The organism is Terrabacter sp. 05T424 (genome assembly GCF_056396225.1).
The window spans coordinates 42,217-59,482 of sequence record NZ_JBFTLB010000014.1; the positions used below are offsets into that span (position 1 = coordinate 42,217).

The following is a 17,266-nucleotide window of genomic DNA, read 5'->3' on the forward strand; positions in this document are numbered from 1 at the left end:
TCGCCCGCGGCAGGCTCCGGCATACTGCGGGGCGTGTCGGATCACCTTGCCACCGCGTCCACCCCCGTCAGCGCGGCCCTCGCGGCAGCGCCGGTCGTCGCCCACGTCGTCCGGGCCGGCTTCGTCGAGTCGGTCCACCACGGGACCGCCGTCGTGACCGGCCCCGACGGGTCCGTCGAGCTCGAGGTCGGTGACGCCAGCGGGCCCGTCTTCCCGCGCAGCTCGAGCAAGCCGATCCAGGCGCTCGCGATGGTGCGCCACGGCCTCGACACCGACGGCCGCCTCCTCTCCCTCGCGTGCGCCAGCCACTCGGGCGAGCAGTTCCACATCGACGCCGCCCGCGAGATCCTCGCCGGCGCCGGCGTGCCCGAGACCGCGCTGCAGAACACACCTGACTACCCGTACGACGAGGCCGCACGCATCGCCTGGGTCGCGAACGGCCAGCCCAAGCAGTCGATCGTGCAGAACTGCTCGGGCAAGCACGCCTCGATGCTCGCCACCTGCGTCGCCAACGGCTGGGACCTCGAGAGCTACCGCGAACTCGACCACCCCCTGCAGGTCGCGGTCGCCGACACGGTGCGCGAGCTGACCGGCGCCGAGCCGGCAGCCGTCGCGGTCGACGGGTGCGGAGCCCCGATTCACGCCGTCCCGCTGACCGCCCTCGCGCGGGCCTTCGGGCGGCTCGCCTCTGCCACTGACGGACCGGAGGCCAAGATCACCCGGGCCATCCGCGACTACCCGGAGTACCTCGGAGGCACCCACCGCGACGTGACCACGCTGATCCGTGGCGTCGACGGGCTCGTCGCCAAGGACGGGGCCGAGGCCGTCTACGCGGTCGGGCTGCGCGACGGCCGGGGGATCGCCGTCAAGGTCGCCGACGGCACGTCCCGGGCCCGCAGCGTCGTGCTCGCCGCCGTCCTGCGTCGCATCGGGGTCGGCAGCGACGAGGTGCTCGCCGTCCTGGAGCAGTCKCCGGTGCTCGGCCACGGCCAGCCGGTCGGGGCCGTCGTCGCCGTCGGCATCTGACGGTCCGCGCGATGCGGGCGGTCCTGCAACGCGTCACGAGCGCGCGCGTCGAGGTCGAGGGCGAGGTGGTCGGCGCGATCGGCCGCGCGGGCCTGCTCGCGCTCGTCGGGGTCACCCACGACGACGGACCCGAGCAGGTTGAGCGGATGGCGCGCAAGATCGCGGAGCTGCGCATCCTGCGCGACGAGCAGAGCGTCCTCGACGCCGGGGCGCCGGTGCTCGTCGTCAGCCAGTTCACGCTCTACGCCGACACCCGCAAGGGTCGCCGGCCGTCGTGGAGCGCGGCAGCGCCCGGTCCCGTGGCCGAGCCCCTCGTCGAGGCGCTCGTCGACGCCCTGCGCGAGCGAGGCGTCGAGGTCGAGGTGGGGCGCTTCGGCGCCATGATGGAGGTCTCTCTCGTCAACGACGGCCCGGTGACGCTCGTCGTCGACGCGTAGCCGTCTGGGAGATCGCTGGGAGCTCTCAGCACCGCGGGTTACGCTTCCTCCATGCAGCTCTACTCGGGGTTCCAGAACATCGTCCTCCTCGTGCTGGGGGCGGTCGCGCTCGGCTGCGAGGCCTTCGCCTTCGTCGATGCCCTGCGCCACCCCGACAAGGCGTACGTCGCGGCTGGCAAGCGCACGCGTACCTTCTGGCTCGTCATTCTCGGTGTCGCGCTGGCGATCGGGTTCGTCACCCTCTTCAACCCGCTCAGCCTCTTCGGCCTGATCGCCTTCGTCGGCGCTGCCGTCTATCTCGCCGACGTGCGCCCGGCCCTGCGCCAGGTGCGTGGCATCGGAGGCCGGTCCAGCGGCGGGTGGTGACCTGCGTGGGCCACTCCGTCCGGCATCTGGTTCTGCGTCTGGTTCGGGGGCCGGTCCGGGTAGGGCACACTTGGCACTCACCGACGATGGGGGAACCATGACCGACCAGCACCGGGCTGGCAGCGTCTCCGCGCTCGAGCCGCACGAGCACGAGCTCGGGCCGACGCACACGCCTGACGACTACGACCTGGGTGACCGCAACCCGGCCGATGACATCTTCGTCGCCGAGCGCCCCTGGGGTCAGTTCCAGCAGTTCGTCTCCAACGAGCAGGTCACGGTCAAGATCATCACGGTCCAGCCCGGGCACCGGCTCTCGCTGCAGCGCCACGACCACCGCGGCGAGATGTGGCAGGTGCTCGACGTGCCCATCGAGGTCACCGTTGACGACCGCACCTGGACCGCCCAGCCGGGCGAGACCGTCTGGGTGCCGCGCAACGCGGTGCACCGCATGGGCAACTCCGGCGAGCGCGCCGGCCGTCTTCTCGAGGTCGGCTTCGGCCACTTCGACGAGGCCGACATCGAGCGCATCGAGGACGACTACATCCGCTGACGCGTGCCGTCCACAGCAACAGACCACGTATGCCGCCTGGCCCGGCCCGGCGGCATACCTGCGCTCGGCGTGACTGCCCCCGTCGCAGACTGATCCGCCGCTTGGTGCCCTGCGCGGTCGCGCTCAGCCGACGCCCGTGGGGCTCGGGTCGAGCAGCAGCTCGGCCCAGACCACCTTGCCGCCCGGCAGGGGGCTGGAGCCCCAGCGCTCCGACAGGGCCTCGACGATGTGGACACCTCGGCCGCTGACGTCGTCGATGGTGATCTCGCGCCGCTGCAGCGCGGTCTTGGTCGCGTCCTCGACGCCGACCCGCAGGCCTCCGCGGCGCCGGTCGACGACGGCGCGGAACGGAGAGGCCGCGTGGTGCAGCGCGTTCGTGGCCAGCTCCGAGATGATCAGCGCCGCATCGGGGGCGAGATCGGCGTGCCCCCACGCACGGAGCACGTCGACGACGAAGTGCCGCGCCGCCGGCACCGACTCGGGGGTCGGCAGGTAGACGCGCGAGCAGGCGTGGCCCGCCTCGACGACCCCGCCCTCCTCCCAGACGGAGCTCGGCGGCAGCAGGTCGGTGTGCAGCTCGCAGACCCGGCGCACGTCGACGAGCTGGGCGTGCTCGAACGCACCAGTGGGGTAGGCGCAGAGCAGCGTGAAGTCGTGCTCACGGAGCAGCAGGTTCCACATCAGCTCGAGCTCGATCGCCGCCTCGACGAGGCCGTTCTGCCAGAGCTGCGAGACCATCTCGCCGAACGCCCGGATGGGGACCCCGGCGGAGGAGGCCTCTGCGATGACCTGGCCGGCACGTTCCATGAAGCGGTCGGGGTCGACGCGACCGTCGAGCATGATCTGCTGCAGGGTCTCCACGGCGTCGAGCACGAGGTAGCGGCCCTGCTCGGTGCGCGCACCTGGGTCGTAGCCGCGAAGGGTGAGCAGGTCGGCGATGGCGGCTCGGTGCTGGGCCGTGGCCACGACGACGACGCACTCGTCTCGGTCCCACCCGTCCGCGACGAATCGCGCGACGGCATCGATACCCTCACTGTCGAGTGCGTAGAAACTCACTGCATGGCCTCGCCCCCAGGCGGTCATGCCGTCGAGCGACATGGTGCCGATGCTACGCCGACGGCAGGGTCACAGGTCGGCTGATTCTCCTGTGAGTTCCCGGGGGGTCGGTGCGACCGCCGCCCAGTCGACCGTGACCTCACCCAGCCGCCAGCGCGACGGCCCGTCGAGGAGCGGCCACCGACGGCGTACGTCCTCGCACATCGCGAGGAACCGCTGCCGGGCGCCCCAGGACGACTGCGGCGCGCTGCGGGCCCACGCTCCGTCGAGGTCGGCGAGGAACGCGTGGACCGGTTCGCCCGGCACGTTGCGGTGGATCAGGGCCTTGGGCAGCCGCTCGGCGACGTCGGACGGGCGCTCGAGCCCGCCCATCCGCAGCGAGATGGTGAGGCTGAGCGGGCCGGTCGAGTCGACGGCCACCCACGCCGCACGACGGCCGATCTCGTCGCACGTGCCGTCGACGAGCAGCCCGTCGGGCGCCAGCCGCGCCTGCACGAGGGCCCACGCGTCGGCGACCTCGTGCTCGGCGTACTGGCGCAGCACGTTGAAGGCCCGCACCACCGTGGGGCTCGCGCCGCTGTCGAGAGGCACCTCGAAGCCGCCGAGCCGGAACGTCAGGCCGTCGCGCTCGAGCGGACGTCCCGCGGCGACGCGTGCGGGGTCGATCTCGATGCCGACGACCTGCACGTCAGGTCGCACGCGCCGCAGCCGGTCGTGCAGCTCGACCGCCGTGATCGGCGAGGCGCCGTAGCCGAGGTCGACGACGACCGGTGTGGTGGTGGCTCGTCGCAGACGCCACGCCTGCGGTCCCGCGATCCAGCGGTCGCACCGGCGCAGCCGGTTCGGGTTGGTCGTCCCGCGCGTGATGGTCCCCACGGGGCGCTGCCTGGCCACGCCGCGAGCGTACGCGGTGTGTTGTGGCCCGATGTATGCCGCGGTCACCGGCGACCGCGGAATACATCGAATCGTCGGTGTGGTTGAGTCGGGGAAGAGCATGTGCGCGCAGGACGAAGGGATGCCGATGGTGGCCGATCCGAGACGGGTGGCGATGATCAGCGTCCACACCTCACCGCTGGAGCAGCCGGGCACGGGTGACGCGGGCGGGCTGAACGTCTACGTCGCCGAGACGGCCAAAGAGCTCGCCGCGCGCGGCGTGGAGGTCGACATCTTCACCCGCCGCACGACCGGCGAGACGCCCGTCGAGGTCGACCTCGCACCCGGCGTGAAGGTGCGCCACGTGACCTCTGGCCCCTACGAGGGCCTCGCCAAGGAGGACCTCCCCGGCCAGCTCTGCGCCTTCTCTGCGGGCATCATGCAGGCCGGGCTCTCGGTGCCCGAGGACCACTACGACCTCGTCCACTCGCACTACTGGCTCTCGGGCCAGGTCGGCTGGCTCGCCGCCGACCGCTGGCGCGTGGCCCTCGTCCACACCATGCACACGATGGCCCGCGTCAAGAACCTCCACCTCGCCGAGGGTGACCGCCCCGAGCCGCGCGGGCGCGAGATCGGCGAGGTCCAGGTCGTCGAGGCCGCCGACCGCCTCATCGCCAACACCGACGACGAGGCCCGCGAGCTCGTCGAGCTGTATGCCGCCCCGCCGAGCAAGGTGTCCGTCGTGCCTCCGGGGGTCGACCTGTCGACCTTCTCACCGGGCGACCGCGGGGCTGCGCGACGTGAGCTCGGCCTGCCGCTCGACGGCCGGCTGCTCCTGTTCGTCGGCCGCATCCAGCCGCTCAAGGCCCCGGACGTGCTGTTGCGCGTCGCCGACGAGCTGCTGCGCCGCGACCCGTCCCGGCGCGAGCAGCTGACCGTCGCCGTGCTCGGCGGCCCCAGCGGCAGCGGCCTGAGCCGCCCGCACGAGCTCGAGGAGCTCGCCCGCACCCTCGGCATCGACGACGTCGTCCGGTTCGTCCGCCCCGTCGACCGGCCCACGCTCGCCCAGTGGTACCGCGCTGCCGACCTCGTCCTCGTGCCGAGCTACTCCGAGTCGTTCGGACTCGTGGCCATCGAGGCCCGGGCATGCGGCACCCCGGTGGTCGCCGCCCACGTCGGTGGGCTGCCCACCGCCGTCGGCGAAGCCGGCGTGCTCGTCGACGGCCACGACATCCCGGACTGGACCGACGCCGTCGAGTCCCTGCTGCGAGACGACCACCGACGCCTCGAGCTAGGCGCAGCCGCTGTCCAGCACGCGGCGCAGTTCGGGTGGGCCGCGACGACCGACCGGCTGCTCGAGGTCTACCGGCAGGCGATCCGCGAGCGCGCCACCGGTTCGGCCGAGTCGCCGATCGACGAGGGGCAGACCCTCATCGGCGTCCCGACGGCGGTCATCCCGTGAGCGGGCAGGCGGTCGACGCCGACGGACAGTCCACGGGCGAGGCGGACGCGAGCGGCGCGGAGGCCGGCGCCGCAGCGGAAGCCCGCCTGACGGCATACCTCGGCTCGGTCGGGCTCGAGTGGGAGCTCGGCGGCCGCCCGGGGGAGTACGTCGTGACGCTGCCCGGCGAGAAGAAGCTGAAGACGGTCGTATCCGTGCTCGTGCGCGACCGCACGACCAGCCTCAGCGCGTTCGTCATCCGCAACCCCGACGAGAACCACGAGGCCTTCTACCGCACGCTGCTGCGCAAGAACCTGCGCCTGCAGGGGGTCTCGTACGCCATCGACACCGACGGCGACGTCTACCTCCGCGGCGAGGTGCCAACGGTCGCGCTCGACGCCGGGCACCTCGACCAGCTCTTCGGCATCGTGCTGGGTGCGAGCGACGACGTCTTCAACGAGCTGTTGGCGCTCGGCTTCCTCGGCTCGATGAAGAAGGAGTGGGCCTGGCGCGTCTCGCGGGGGGAGTCGACGCGCAACCTCGACGCGTTCCGTCACCTGCTGGACGACGGCTCGGGCGCCTGAACGGCCGTCGCTAGGCTGACGGCCATGACCTACACGCTCGTCCTCGTCCGCCACGGCGAAAGCGAATGGAACGCCAAGAACCTCTTCACCGGCTGGGTCGACGTCGACCTCACCGACAAGGGCCGCGCCGAGGCCGTCCGGGCCGGCCAGCAGCTCAAGGAGGCCGGCATCCTCCCCGACATCGTGCACACGTCGGTGCAGCGCCGGGCCATCAACACCGCCAACCTCTCGCTCGACGCGGCCGACCGCCACTGGATCCCGGTCAAGCGTGACTGGCGCCTCAACGAGCGCCACTACGGTGCGCTCCAGGGCAAGGACAAGAAACAGACCCTCGCCGAGTTCGGTGAGGAGCAGTTCATGCTGTGGCGCCGTTCCTACGACACCCCGCCGCCGCCCATCGCCGAGGACGACGAGTTCTCGCAGCACGGTGACCCGCGCTACGCCGGCCTCGGCCCCGCAATGCCGTCGACCGAGTGCCTCAAGGACGTCGTCGCCCGACTCGTGCCCTACTGGGAGAACGAGATCCAGACCGACCTCGCCGACGGGCTCACCGTCATGGTCGCGGCCCACGGCAACTCGCTGCGGGCCCTCGTGAAGACCCTCGACGAGATCTCCGACGACGACATCGCGGCCCTCAACATCCCGACGGGTATGCCGCTCGTCTACGAGCTCGACGAGCAGTTCCGTCCCGTCACGCGGGGTGGGCGCTACCTCGACCCCGAGGCCGCCAAGGCTGCCGCCGAGGCCGTCGCCAACCAGGGCCGCTGACCCCTTCCACGTCTGACCGTTGGAGGGTTGACGCTGCCCTGGCAACGTCAACCCTCCACGGGCTCAAACTGAGGTGGGGGTCAGGCGGGGGTGTCGTGCTCGATGGACTCGAGCACGTCGGCGTCCTCGGCGTCCTCGTGGTCGTAGCTGACCTCGGAGTCGTACTCGCCCGTGACGAGGTAGACGACCCGGCGGGCCACCGAGACGGCGTGGTCGGCGAAGCGCTCGTAGTAGCGGCCGACGAGCGTCAGGTCGAGGATCGAGCTGCGCGACCACGTCGTGTTCTCGTCGAGCAGCGCGGCGAAGAGCTGGCGGTGCAGCTCGTCCATCGCGTCGTCGTCCTTCTCCAGGGCGATGGCGGCGGCGACGTCCTTGCTCGCGATGATCGATCCGCACTTGGCGACGATCGCCTCGGCGACCTGCCCCATCTGCAGGATGTGCGAGCGAAGCTCGGGCGGCACGGCCGAGTCGGGCGTGCGCAGGCGGGCCACCTTCGCGACGTGGCGCGCGAGGTCACCCATCCGCTCGAGGTCGGAGCTCATGTGCATCGCCGTGACGACGATGCGCAGGTCGGTCGCGACCGGCTGCTGGCGGGCGAGCAGGTCGATCGACATCTCGTCGAGCTCGATGCGGATGTCGTCGAGCTTGCGGTCGGCGTCGATGACCGACTCCGCGAGGTGGACGTCGGCGTCGAGGAGCGCGGTGGTGGCGCGGGAGATGGCGGACCCGGCGAGGCGGGTCAGCTCGACGAGCTGGTCCGAGATGTTGTCGAGGTCCTCGTGGAACTGGTCGCGCATGGTCTTCCTGTCAGTTGCCGGTCGTGCCGTGGTCGGCGCGGTCTCGCACCGTCATGGCGCTGGTCGGGGCGCTGGTCGTGTCTGGCGTCGTGCTCCAGCCTGCCACCGCGCGGGCGCGCGGGCGGCACATCGCGCGGGGACGCACAGGCCCCGCTGGTGCAGAGGTTCGCAGGGCTGCGTGAATGCGTGGGGACGCTCAGGTGAACACTGGGTTCGCGCCGCGCACGACGGGACCGCGCGTGGTCAGAGCCTGCCGGGCGCATGCGTACGCTGAGTGTCGTGGACCCGACGACCGCGGCAACGCTCGGTGGCATCGCCGGCCTCGCCCTGGGCGGCGTGGCGATGGTCGCCGTACGCCTGTCGGACCGCTCGTCCGCCGCTGACGACCCGGCACCGCCCGACCCGCCGCTGCCCCCGGGCGTCGGTGAGGTGATCGCGGTGCTGCGCTCGAGCGGCATCGTCGTCGACTCGTCCGACCGGGTCGTCAACAACTCGCCGGCCGCCGTGGCCCAGGGACTGGTCCGCGGCCAGGAGCTCGTGCACCCTGAGCTGCTGCACCTCGCGAGGGCGGTGCGCCGCGACGGCGTCATCCGCGAGGCCGAGCTGGTCCTGCAGAAGGGCCTCGGCGACGGCCGCCTCGTCGTCGCGGCCCGCGTGGCGCCACTGCGGGGGGACCACGTGCTGCTGCTCGTCGAGGACCGGTCGAAGGCGGCCCGGGTCGAGGAGATCCGCCGCGACTTCCTCGCCAACGTCAGCCACGAGCTGAAGACCCCGGTGGGTGGCATCTCGCTGCTCGCCGAGGCCGTGCTCGACGCGCACGACGACCCCGAGGCCGTCGCGCGCTTCGCCAAGCGGATCAGCGTCGAGTCCACTCGCCTGACGCGGCTCGTCAAGGAGATCGTCGAGCTGTCGCGCCTGCAGGGCGCCGACGTGATCAAGGACCCCGCCATCATCGACGTCGGCGCGTGCGCCCGCGACGCGGCCGACCGCAGCCGCCTGCTGGCCGAGGAGAACCGCATCGAGCTCGCCTCGGCGATCGACGACGGGTGCGAGGTGTGGGGCGACGCCGAGCTCGTGACGACGGCGATCAGCAACCTCATCGGCAACGCCATCGCCTACTCCGAGAAGGGCACGCGTGTCGGGGTCAAGGTGCGCCGCGGGCGGCCCGGAGTCATAGAGGTCTCCGTGACCGACCAGGGCCTGGGCATCCCGGCCGACGAGCAGCAGCGCATCTTCGAGCGCTTCTACCGCGTCGACACGGCCCGTTCACGGGCGACCGGTGGCACCGGGCTCGGCCTCGCGATCGTCAAGCACGTCGCCGACAACCACGGCGGCAACGTGTCGGTGTGGTCCGAGGTCGGCCGCGGCTCGACGTTCACCATCGAGCTGCCGGCTGCCAACGCGTCGGCGTCCATCGAGCCCGCGGCACCGATGACCACCACGGCACTCGCGCCCACCGAGCCAGTGGCCGTCGACCCACCCGGGGCGTATGCCGCCGGGCCGGGTCCCGAGGCCCCCGAACCAGCGTCCCCGGCTGCGGCCGACGCGCGCCGAACCGGTCCGGGCCCGACCGTCAACGCCTGACCAGACCCCAACCCAACCCCCCGCCGGCCAGCCGCCTGACCCCGAGAGGCACGTCTTGAGTCGCATTCTCATCGTCGAGGACGAGGTGTCGTTCTCCGACCCGTTGTCCTACCTGCTCAAGAAGGAGGGCTACGACGTCGCCGTGGCCGAGACCGGGCCCGACGGCCTGGCCGAGTTCGACAAGAACGGCGCCGACCTCGTGCTCCTCGACCTCATGCTGCCCGGGCTGTCCGGCGTCGACGTGTGCCGGGCCCTGCGCCAGCGCTCCTCCGTGCCCGTCATCATGCTGACGGCCAAGGACAGCGAGATCGACAAGGTCGTGGGGCTCGAGATCGGCGCCGACGACTACGTCACGAAGCCCTACTCGAGCCGCGAGCTGCTCGCGCGCGTCAAGGCGGTGCTGCGCCGCCTGGCCGAGCCCGAGGACCTGCTGCCCTCGACCCTCGAGGCGGGCCCGGTGCGCATGGACGTCGAGCGCCACACCGTCAGCGTCGAGGGGCGATCCGCCTCGCTGCCGCTCAAGGAGTTCGAGCTGCTCGAGATGCTGCTGCGCAACTCGGGTCGGGTGCTGACCCGGATGCAGCTGATCGACCGCGTCTGGGGCAGCGACTACGTCGGCGACACCAAGACCCTCGACGTCCACGTCAAGCGGCTGCGCGCCAAGATCGAGCCCGACCCGGGCAACCCGGTGCACATCGTCACGGTGCGGGGGCTCGGCTACAAGTTCGAGGCCAGCTGAGCCTCGGGGGCACCCGGACAATCGGCACACCCGGACACACGAGGAGCGGCCCACCACGTGGTGGGCCGCTCCTCGCGTACGTGATCGGTCTACGCGCGTACGTGTGGGTCAGGCTCCGGTCGGCGCCGGCGTGAGGGTGGTGTAGTAGCCGGTGGCGGGCAGGACCGGCACCTTGACGACTGCTGTGCCGCCGGTGCTGGACGTGACGGTGACCGGCACGATGCCGCCCGGCTTGGTCTTGACGGCGCTCAGCTGCAGCCCCTTCGTGGCCAGGTCGACCTGCTGGCGCGGGCCGAGCTGCACTTCGGAGCCGGTGGGGGGCGTCGTGGCGTTGGGGTCGGCCTGCGCCGCGATCTGGACGGTCATGTCCTGCTGGCCGAGGTTGATGGCCGAACCAGAGATGACGACCGTGCCCTTGCCGTCGCCGATGAGCACGAGGTCGCGCACGGCGAGCTCACCCACGTCGGCCTGGACGCCGTCGGCGGGGGCGTACTCCACGTTGGTCTGGACGGGCGAGTTGACCTGGCAACCGGTCGTCACGGCGGCGAGGGCCACGCCGGCCAGCACCGTCGACACCCGACGGGTGGACGGGCGACGCGCGGGGGCCTGGGCGAGGATTCGACGCTTCACGGGCGACAGCCTACCGGCGGGGGTGTCAGGCGTGTCGTGCACCCGCCGCAACGGGTCCGACGGACTCCGCGGCCGGTCCCGAGCGGCGGTGGGGGTCGGTCTCGACCGTCGCCGGGAAGGGGTGAAGGCCCGTCGAGAGGCTCGCGCGATGCACGAGAACCAGCCAACTGTCAAGACGCTGAGGATGACGTCCTGGGGTCGAACTGTGGCTCTGACCTGCGATGATGCCGGATCCTGAAATCGCGATGGGCGCTGGATCGTGATAATCTGGAGGTCGCGAAAGGGGAAAACAGCAGATGGTTTTCAAGGTCGGCGAGACGGTCGTGTACCCCCACCACGGGGCTGCACTCATCGAAGAGATCAACACACGCACGATCAAGGGAGAGGACAAGCTCTACCTCAAGCTCAAGGTCGCTCAGGGTGACCTGACGATCGAAGTGCCAGCCGAGAACTGCGACCTCGTGGGCGTCCGTGACGTCGTGGGCCAGGAAGGGCTGGACCGCGTGTTCGAGGTGCTCCGCACCCCGCACACGGAGGAGCCGACCAACTGGTCGCGTCGCTACAAGGCGAACCTCGAGAAGCTCGCGTCGGGTGATGTCATCAAGGTCGCCGAGGTCGTGCGCGACCTGTGGCGTCGTGACCAGGACCGCGGGCTGTCCGCAGGCGAGAAGCGGATGCTCGCCAAGGCCCGCCAGATCCTCGTCTCCGAGCTTGCGCTCGCGGAGAAGACCGACGAGGAGAAGGCCGAGACCATCCTCGACGAGGTCCTCGCGTCCTGAGCAGCTCACACCACATGACCGGAGCCGGTCGCGTCGGCGTCATCGTCGTTGCGGCCGGCTCCGGTTCACGTCTGGGGGCCTCGGTCCCCAAGGCGTTCGTGCCCCTCGCGGGCGTGCCCCTTCTCGGGCACGCGCTGCGAGGGGTTCTCTCGTGTGCGGCGACGTCCGAGGTGGTCGTCGTGGCTCCTGCCGCGCACCGCGGTGACGCCGTGGACCTTGCCGATGGCGTATGCCGTGAGCTCGGGTCGTCCGTGCCCGTCACCGTCGTCGTCGGCGGGGCCGAGCGGGGCGACTCCGTCGCGGCCGGGCTGGCCGTGCTCGGGGAGGCCGTCGAGATCGTGCTGGTCCACGACGCGGCCCGGTGCCTGACGCCGGTGGGGGTCTTCGACCGGGTCGTGGCTGCCGTCGCGGGCGGAGCGGCTGCGGTGGTGCCCGGCACCGCGGTGGTCGACACGATCAAGCAGGTCGACGCCGAGGGCTTCGTCGTCGGCACGCCGGACCGGTCTGCGCTGCGAGCGGTGCAGACGCCGCAGGGCTTCCGACGGGACGTGCTCGAGCGGGCCCATGCCGTCTCGAGCGACGCGACCGACGACGCTGGCCTCGTCGAGCGGCTCGGCGAGCGGGTCCTCGTCGTCGAGGGCGACCCCCGCGCACTCAAGGTGACGACCCCGGCCGACCTCGAGACCGCCGCCCGACTCCTCCCCGCCACCCGTTTGAGGTAAACGCGCGGGCGGGAATGGCCGGCGAATACCTCAAAGCGGTGGGCGGCCTATCCTCGGCAGCGTGACCGAAGAGAGCACCCCCACCCCGTCCCACCCCCTCGCGCTCATCACCGGTGGCGGCACCGGCATCGGCGCGGCCATCGCCCGCCGCCTCGCGTCCGACGGCTTCGAGGTCGTCGTCGCGGGACGCCGGCGCGAGAAGCTCGACGAGGTCGTGGCCGCCGTCGAGAGCGCCGGTGGGACCGCACGCGCCGTCGTCATGGACGTCACCGACGCCGCCTCGGTCGAGGCTGGTGTCGCGGGCCTCGGCCGATGCGACGTGCTCGTCAACAACGCCGGCGGAGCCCTCGGCGTGACCCGTGTCGAGGACGGCGACCCCGAGGAGTGGGAGCGGATGTTCTCCAGCAACGTCGTCGGCACGCTCCGGGTGACCCAGGCCGCGCTGCCCCTGCTCCGGCGTTCGGCCCGCGCCACGATCGTCGACATCAGCTCGATCGCCGGCGAGCGCGTCTACGAGGGCGGCGCCGGCTACGTCGCCGCCAAGCACGGCACCTCGGTGGTCTCCGAGACGCTCCGGCTCGAGCTCAATGGCGAGAACATCAGGGTGATCGACATCCGTCCCGGCATGGTGCGCACCGAGGAGTTCTCGCTCACCCGGCTGCACGGCGACCAGGCGGCCGCCGACAAGGTCTACGACAACGTCGACCGCCCGCTCGTCGCCGACGACGTCGCCGAGTGCGTCGGCTTCGTGGTGGGCCTGCCCCAGCACGTCAACATCGACACCATGGTGATCAAGCCGGTCGCCCAGGCCGCCCCGCACAAGGTGCACCGCGGCCCGATCGACTGGAAGCAGGCCTGATGACGACGCTCCCGCGTGTCGGCGTCGGCGTGGACGTCCACGCGTACACCCCCGAGGGCTCCGACCGTGAGCTCTGGGTCGCGGGCCTGAGGTGGCCGGGGGAGCGTGGCCTCGACGGTCACTCCGACGCAGACGTCGCCGCTCACGCCGCCTGCGACGCGATCTTCTCCGCGGCGGGGATCGGCGACCTCGGCGCGCACTTCGGCACGAGCCGTCCCGAGCTCGCGGGCGCCTCCGGCGTCACGCTGCTCGCCGAGGCGGCTCGGCTCGTGCGCGAGGCCGGCTACGAGATCGGCAACATCGCGGTCCAGGTGGTCGGCAACCGGCCGAAGGTCGGGACGCGGCGCGCCGAGGCGGAGGCCGCGCTGTCTGCCGCCGTGGGGGGTGCGGTGTCGGTGTGCGGCACCACGACCGACGGGCTGGGTCTCACGGGCCGCGGCGAGGGGGTCGCAGCGATCGCCACCGCGCTCGTCGTCGCCGTGGGCAGCACCCCCTGACGCCCCGCCCGACGGTCGGTTCGCTTGGCACAGGTCGGGGCGGGGTACGCCATCGGTGTAGGGCGACGCATCGGCGCGTGGCCCGCCGAGGAGGTCGGCATGCAAACAGGCACCATCATCTGGATCGTCGTGGCGGTGGTCGTGGTTCTCGCCATCATCGGCTTCGTCGCCTCACGCGGTCGGGGCCGAAGGGCCGAGGCACAGCGGGAGCGGGCGGCGGCGATCCGCGACGAGGCCCGCGAGCACGACCAGGACCTGCGTGAGCGTGAGGCCGCCGCGACCGAGGCGCAGGCGCGCTCGCAGATGGCCCGGGCGCAGGCGCAACGCGCCCAGGTCGAGGCCGAGCGGCTCGACGCGGAGGCCCAGCAGCGCGCCGGCGGCGCCGAGGAGGTACGCCGGGCGCGCGACGAGCGGCTGCGCGAGGCCGACCTGCACGACCCCGACGTCGGCACCGACAAGGAGGGCCACCGCCTCGACGAGGACAGCAACCGCCTGAAGGCGGCAACCGGCCGGCGGCAGGATGGCCCAGACCGGGCCGACCCGGAGTGGGATCGCCGAGACCAGGCCGGTCCCGGGCCCGTCGGCCGGGAGGAGCCGGGCGGTGAGCTGAACGGTCGGGACCGGAGCGATGGCGACTGGAACGACCGTGACGTCGCCGACCGTGACGTCGCCGGCCGTGACGTCGCCGGCCGTGACGTCGCTGACGCTGACGTGCCCGACGGGCACGCTGCCGATCGGAACGCCGAGGAGTGGACCGACCCTGAGGTGGTCGACGACGACGGCAGCACCGGTAAGGGCCGCGGTCGCTGACCTGAGCCGGAGCGGCCGCGTGGGCCGACCTGACTCGTCGTACGTTGGGTGCGAACCGACCCGACCCGCGCGGCTGAGCCCCTGTCGCGGGTCGGGCGCCACCAGCGAACGAGGAGGAGCCGCAATGCCGCAGACCGTGAAGGGTGTCATCAGCCGCGCAAAGGGGGCCGACGTCGAGGTCGTCGACATCGTCGTGCCCGACCCCGGCCCGGGCGAAGCGGTCGTCGCGATCAAGACGTGCGGCGTGTGCCACACCGACCTGCACTACCGCGAGGGTGGCATCAACGACGACTACCCGTTCCTGCTCGGCCACGAGGCCGCCGGAACGGTCGAGGCCGTCGGCGAGGGCGTCACGGACGTCGCGCCGGGGGACTTCGTCATCCTCAACTGGCGGGCCGTCTGCGGCCAGTGCCGGGCCTGCGCCAAGGGCAAGCCCTGGTACTGCTTCAACACGCACAACGCCACGCAGAAGATGACGCTCACCGACGGCACCGAGCTCTCACCGGCTCTAGGCATCGGCGCGTTCATCGAGAAGACACTCGTCGCCGCCGGCCAGTGCACGAAGGTGCCCGAGGCAGATGCGGCCGCCGTGGGCCTGCTCGGCTGCGGTGTCATGGCGGGCTTCGGCGCGGCCGTCAACACCGGCGGAGTCGGCCGCGGCGACTCGATCGCCGTCATCGGCTGCGGCGGCGTGGGCAACGCCGCCATCGCTGGGGCCAAGGTCGCGGGTGCGACGACGATCATCGCCGTCGACATCGACGACCGGAAGCTCGAGCAGGCCAAGCACTTCGGTGCCACGCACACCGTCAACAGCGCCGACACCGACCCGGTCGAGGCGATCCGCGGCCTGACGGGTGGCAACGGCGCCGACGTCGTCGTCGAGGCAGTCGGACGGCCGGAGACGTACGAGCAGGCCTTCTACGCCAGGGATCTCGCCGGCACCGTCGTGCTCGTCGGTGTTCCCACGCCCGACAAGCAGGTCACCCTGCCGATGATCGAGATCTTCGGCCGCGGGGGCGCGCTGAAGTCGAGCTGGTACGGCGACTGCCTGCCGAGCCGTGACTTCCCGATGCTCGTCGACCTCTACAAGCAGGGCCGCTTCGACCTCGACGCCTTCGTCACGGAGCGGATCGGCCTCGGCGACATCGAGGCTGCGTTCGACAAGATGCACGCCGGCGAGGTGCTGCGATCGGTGGTCGAGCTGTGAGCGCCGACGGTGGCGCAGAGCGGACCAAGCCCTCGCCGGGCGGTGTGCGGATCGACCACACGACGACGTCGGGCACGTTCAGCCTCGACGGCGGCACGTGGGACGTCGAGAACAACGTGTGGGTCGTCGGTGACGACGAGTCATGCGTCGTCATCGACGCCCCGCACGACGCTGCCCCGATCCTCGAGCTCGTCGGCGACCGGCGCCTGACGCACGTGCTGCTCACGCACGCGCACGACGACCACGTGACCGTCGTGCCCGAGCTTTTGGCCGCCCACCCCGACGCCGAGGTCGCCCTCCACCCGGATGACCGCGTGCTGTGGGACCAGAGCCACTCCGACCTCGCGCCGTCGCAGGACCTCGCCGACGGTGACGTCGTGCAGGTCGGCGACGTCGCGCTCGTCGTGCTCCACACGCCGGGCCACGCACCCGGCGCCTGCTGCTTCCACGTGCCCGACCTCGGCGTCGTCTTCACGGGCGACACGCTCTTCCAGGGCGGCCCKGGCGCGACGGGCCGGTCCTTCTCCGACTTCCCGACCATCGTCGACTCGATCCGCGAGCGGTTGCTGTCGCTGCCGCCGGAGACGACGGTGCTCGTCGGCCACGGCGACGCGACGACCATCGCCGCTGAACAGCCCGACGTCGACGAGTGGGTCCGCCGCGGCCACTGATCATTTCCATCGAGAAAGCAATCCGTCCGCCGGACGGATTGCTTTCTCGATGACTCTCAGGTGTGTGGGGTCTGGCGGAGGAGGCTGATCTTCTGCCAGATCTTGCGGCTCATCCCGGTCGTGAGGTTCTCGATCTCGCTCACCGTGTCGAGCACCAGGGCGTCGGTCGACTCCTCGGCGCACAGGGCTGCCGCCTTGGAGGTCAGCGAGAGCAGCTCGGAGCAGTACTCGAGGTAGAGGCCGTAGTCGCGCGCCGACATCGTGCGCGGGCTGAGGCGCCCGGCGCCATCTGCGCCCTCGGACCCTGGTGCAGCGGCGCGCCCGAGCACGGGTGCAGGGTCCTTGCTCATCTGGTGCATGTCGATGATGTGGGCCAGCGAGCGCAGCCGGTGCAGGCGCCGGATCAGGTCGTTGCGCACCACCCGGTCGGCCAAAGAGAGCAGGAACCAGATGGCGATGCCGGCGAAGACGAGGTCGTTGATCAGGCTCTCGAGCACGGGCAGCCACTCGAAGGCGGCCAGCTTGCCGGCGCGGCCCACCGCGTCGCGGACCGCGATCGCCACGGCGACGAGCGACACGGCTGCGACGATTCCGATCAGCACCCGTGAGACGAGCAGCAGCGCGGCCCGCTGCCGGGGCGCGCTCCGCCGTCGCTCCTGGAGGCCGTCGACGACCTTGCCGAGCTCGTCGGTCGCGGCGCGCAGCCCGGGATGTCGCGGCAGGTAGGTGTCGATGCGTTCGCCCAGGTAGGTGATGACGGCCCGCACCTCGGAGCCGTCGAGCCGCTCGTAGCTCGTCAGCCGCGGTTCCGCCATGGCGCGAGCGTAGCCGCGGGGACGCTCGCGGAGGCGGTCAGCGCGCGCCGGCCGG

Annotated in this window: 21 protein-coding genes; 16 read left to right on the plus strand and 5 right to left on the minus strand. The window is 71.7% G+C overall.

Annotated features, from left to right (window positions below):
• The first annotated feature begins 33 nt into the window (after nt 1–33).
• From AC1DE0_RS20755 to AC1DE0_RS20770, 4 genes are all read left to right on the plus strand, one after another.
• Complete coding sequence (locus AC1DE0_RS20755) at nt 34–1,026, plus strand: asparaginase (RefSeq protein ID WP_478105194.1); 993 nt, start codon at nt 34–36, stop codon at nt 1,024–1,026.
• A gap of 11 nt (nt 1,027–1,037) precedes the next feature.
• Entirely contained in the window at nt 1,038–1,463 is a 426-nt protein-coding gene (gene dtd / locus AC1DE0_RS20760; protein ID WP_478105196.1) for a D-aminoacyl-tRNA deacylase, read from the plus strand.
• A gap of 51 nt (nt 1,464–1,514) precedes the next feature.
• Nucleotides 1,515–1,829, plus strand: coding sequence for a DUF2516 family protein (locus AC1DE0_RS20765; protein WP_478105200.1), 315 nt, complete (start codon nt 1,515–1,517; stop codon nt 1,827–1,829).
• Nucleotides 1,830–1,926: 97 nt separating this feature from the next.
• Nucleotides 1,927–2,379: a phosphomannose isomerase type II C-terminal cupin domain gene (locus AC1DE0_RS20770; RefSeq protein WP_478105202.1), complete on the plus strand. Its 453-nt coding sequence runs from the start codon at nt 1,927–1,929 to the stop codon at nt 2,377–2,379.
• 123 nt (nt 2,380–2,502) lie between these two features.
• Here the strand turns inward: AC1DE0_RS20770 and AC1DE0_RS20775 are convergent, their stop codons facing one another.
• Both AC1DE0_RS20775 and AC1DE0_RS20780 read right to left on the minus strand, forming a co-directional pair.
• Complete coding sequence (locus AC1DE0_RS20775) at nt 2,503–3,435, minus strand: MEDS domain-containing protein (protein WP_478105204.1); 933 nt, start codon at nt 3,433–3,435, stop codon at nt 2,503–2,505.
• A gap of 69 nt (nt 3,436–3,504) precedes the next feature.
• A complete protein-coding gene (locus AC1DE0_RS20780; protein WP_478105207.1) occupies nt 3,505–4,329 on the minus strand; it encodes a class I SAM-dependent methyltransferase in 825 nt (274 codons plus the stop codon).
• A gap of 121 nt (nt 4,330–4,450) precedes the next feature.
• Here AC1DE0_RS20780 and mshA point away from each other — a divergent pair, with 121 nt between their 5' ends.
• From mshA to AC1DE0_RS20795, 3 genes are all read left to right on the plus strand, one after another.
• Nucleotides 4,451–5,770 carry a D-inositol-3-phosphate glycosyltransferase gene (gene mshA, locus AC1DE0_RS20785; RefSeq protein WP_478105308.1) on the plus strand — a complete coding sequence of 440 codons (1,320 nt, stop codon included), beginning with the start codon at nt 4,451–4,453 and terminating at the stop codon, nt 5,768–5,770.
• An 86-nt stretch (nt 5,771–5,856) separates the two neighbouring features.
• Nucleotides 5,857–6,333, plus strand: a complete 477-nt coding sequence (locus AC1DE0_RS20790; RefSeq protein ID WP_478105310.1) for a YbjN domain-containing protein — start codon at nt 5,857–5,859, stop codon at nt 6,331–6,333.
• 24 nt (nt 6,334–6,357) lie between these two features.
• Nucleotides 6,358–7,101 (plus strand): phosphoglyceromutase, encoded by a 744-nt coding sequence (locus tag AC1DE0_RS20795; RefSeq protein WP_478105209.1) that lies wholly within the window; start codon nt 6,358–6,360, stop codon nt 7,099–7,101.
• 80 nt (nt 7,102–7,181) lie between these two features.
• Here AC1DE0_RS20795 and phoU read toward each other — a convergent pair whose 3' ends face one another.
• The gene (phoU, locus tag AC1DE0_RS20800) at nt 7,182–7,898 is read right to left on the minus strand and encodes a phosphate signaling complex protein PhoU (RefSeq protein ID WP_478105212.1); all 717 of its coding nucleotides are present in this window, start codon (nt 7,896–7,898) and stop codon (nt 7,182–7,184) included.
• A gap of 279 nt (nt 7,899–8,177) precedes the next feature.
• Between phoU and AC1DE0_RS20805 the strand changes: the two genes are divergently transcribed.
• A complete protein-coding gene (locus tag AC1DE0_RS20805; protein WP_478105215.1) occupies nt 8,178–9,482 on the plus strand; it encodes a sensor histidine kinase in 1,305 nt (434 codons plus the stop codon).
• Between the two features lie 55 nt (nt 9,483–9,537).
• Nucleotides 9,538–10,221 (plus strand): response regulator, encoded by a 684-nt coding sequence (locus AC1DE0_RS20810; protein WP_478105218.1) that lies wholly within the window; start codon nt 9,538–9,540, stop codon nt 10,219–10,221.
• Between the two features lie 108 nt (nt 10,222–10,329).
• Here AC1DE0_RS20810 and AC1DE0_RS20815 read toward each other — a convergent pair whose 3' ends face one another.
• Nucleotides 10,330–10,851 (minus strand): hypothetical protein, encoded by a 522-nt coding sequence (locus AC1DE0_RS20815; protein WP_478105220.1) that lies wholly within the window; start codon nt 10,849–10,851, stop codon nt 10,330–10,332.
• A 296-nt stretch (nt 10,852–11,147) separates the two neighbouring features.
• Here AC1DE0_RS20815 and AC1DE0_RS20820 point away from each other — a divergent pair, with 296 nt between their 5' ends.
• The 7 genes from AC1DE0_RS20820 (at nt 11,148) to AC1DE0_RS20850 (ending at nt 16,396) form a co-directional block, all read left to right on the plus strand.
• The gene (locus tag AC1DE0_RS20820; protein ID WP_030199704.1) at nt 11,148–11,630 is read left to right on the plus strand and encodes a CarD family transcriptional regulator; all 483 of its coding nucleotides are present in this window, start codon (nt 11,148–11,150) and stop codon (nt 11,628–11,630) included.
• 14 nt (nt 11,631–11,644) lie between these two features.
• The gene (gene ispD / locus AC1DE0_RS20825; RefSeq protein WP_478105223.1) at nt 11,645–12,352 is read left to right on the plus strand and encodes a 2-C-methyl-D-erythritol 4-phosphate cytidylyltransferase; all 708 of its coding nucleotides are present in this window, start codon (nt 11,645–11,647) and stop codon (nt 12,350–12,352) included.
• Nucleotides 12,353–12,413: 61 nt separating this feature from the next.
• Nucleotides 12,414–13,211, plus strand: coding sequence for an SDR family oxidoreductase (locus AC1DE0_RS20830; RefSeq protein ID WP_478105225.1), 798 nt, complete (start codon nt 12,414–12,416; stop codon nt 13,209–13,211).
• Nucleotides 13,211–13,708, plus strand: coding sequence for a 2-C-methyl-D-erythritol 2,4-cyclodiphosphate synthase (ispF, locus tag AC1DE0_RS20835; protein ID WP_478105229.1), 498 nt, complete (start codon nt 13,211–13,213; stop codon nt 13,706–13,708). The genes AC1DE0_RS20830 and ispF overlap by 1 nt, the downstream gene beginning before the upstream one ends.
• Before the next feature lie 99 nt (nt 13,709–13,807).
• On the plus strand, nt 13,808–14,518 hold the full coding sequence (locus AC1DE0_RS20840) for a hypothetical protein (RefSeq protein WP_478105233.1): 711 nt from the start codon (nt 13,808–13,810) through the stop codon (nt 14,516–14,518).
• A 124-nt stretch (nt 14,519–14,642) separates the two neighbouring features.
• On the plus strand, nt 14,643–15,725 hold the full coding sequence (locus AC1DE0_RS20845; protein WP_478105235.1) for an S-(hydroxymethyl)mycothiol dehydrogenase: 1,083 nt from the start codon (nt 14,643–14,645) through the stop codon (nt 15,723–15,725).
• Nucleotides 15,722–16,396, plus strand: a complete 675-nt coding sequence (locus AC1DE0_RS20850; protein ID WP_478105239.1) for an MBL fold metallo-hydrolase — start codon at nt 15,722–15,724, stop codon at nt 16,394–16,396. The genes AC1DE0_RS20845 and AC1DE0_RS20850 overlap by 4 nt, the downstream gene beginning before the upstream one ends.
• A gap of 56 nt (nt 16,397–16,452) precedes the next feature.
• Here the strand turns inward: AC1DE0_RS20850 and AC1DE0_RS20855 are convergent, their stop codons facing one another.
• Entirely contained in the window at nt 16,453–17,211 is a 759-nt protein-coding gene (locus tag AC1DE0_RS20855; RefSeq protein ID WP_478105242.1) for a hypothetical protein, read from the minus strand.
• Between the last annotated feature and the right edge of the window lie 55 nt (nt 17,212–17,266).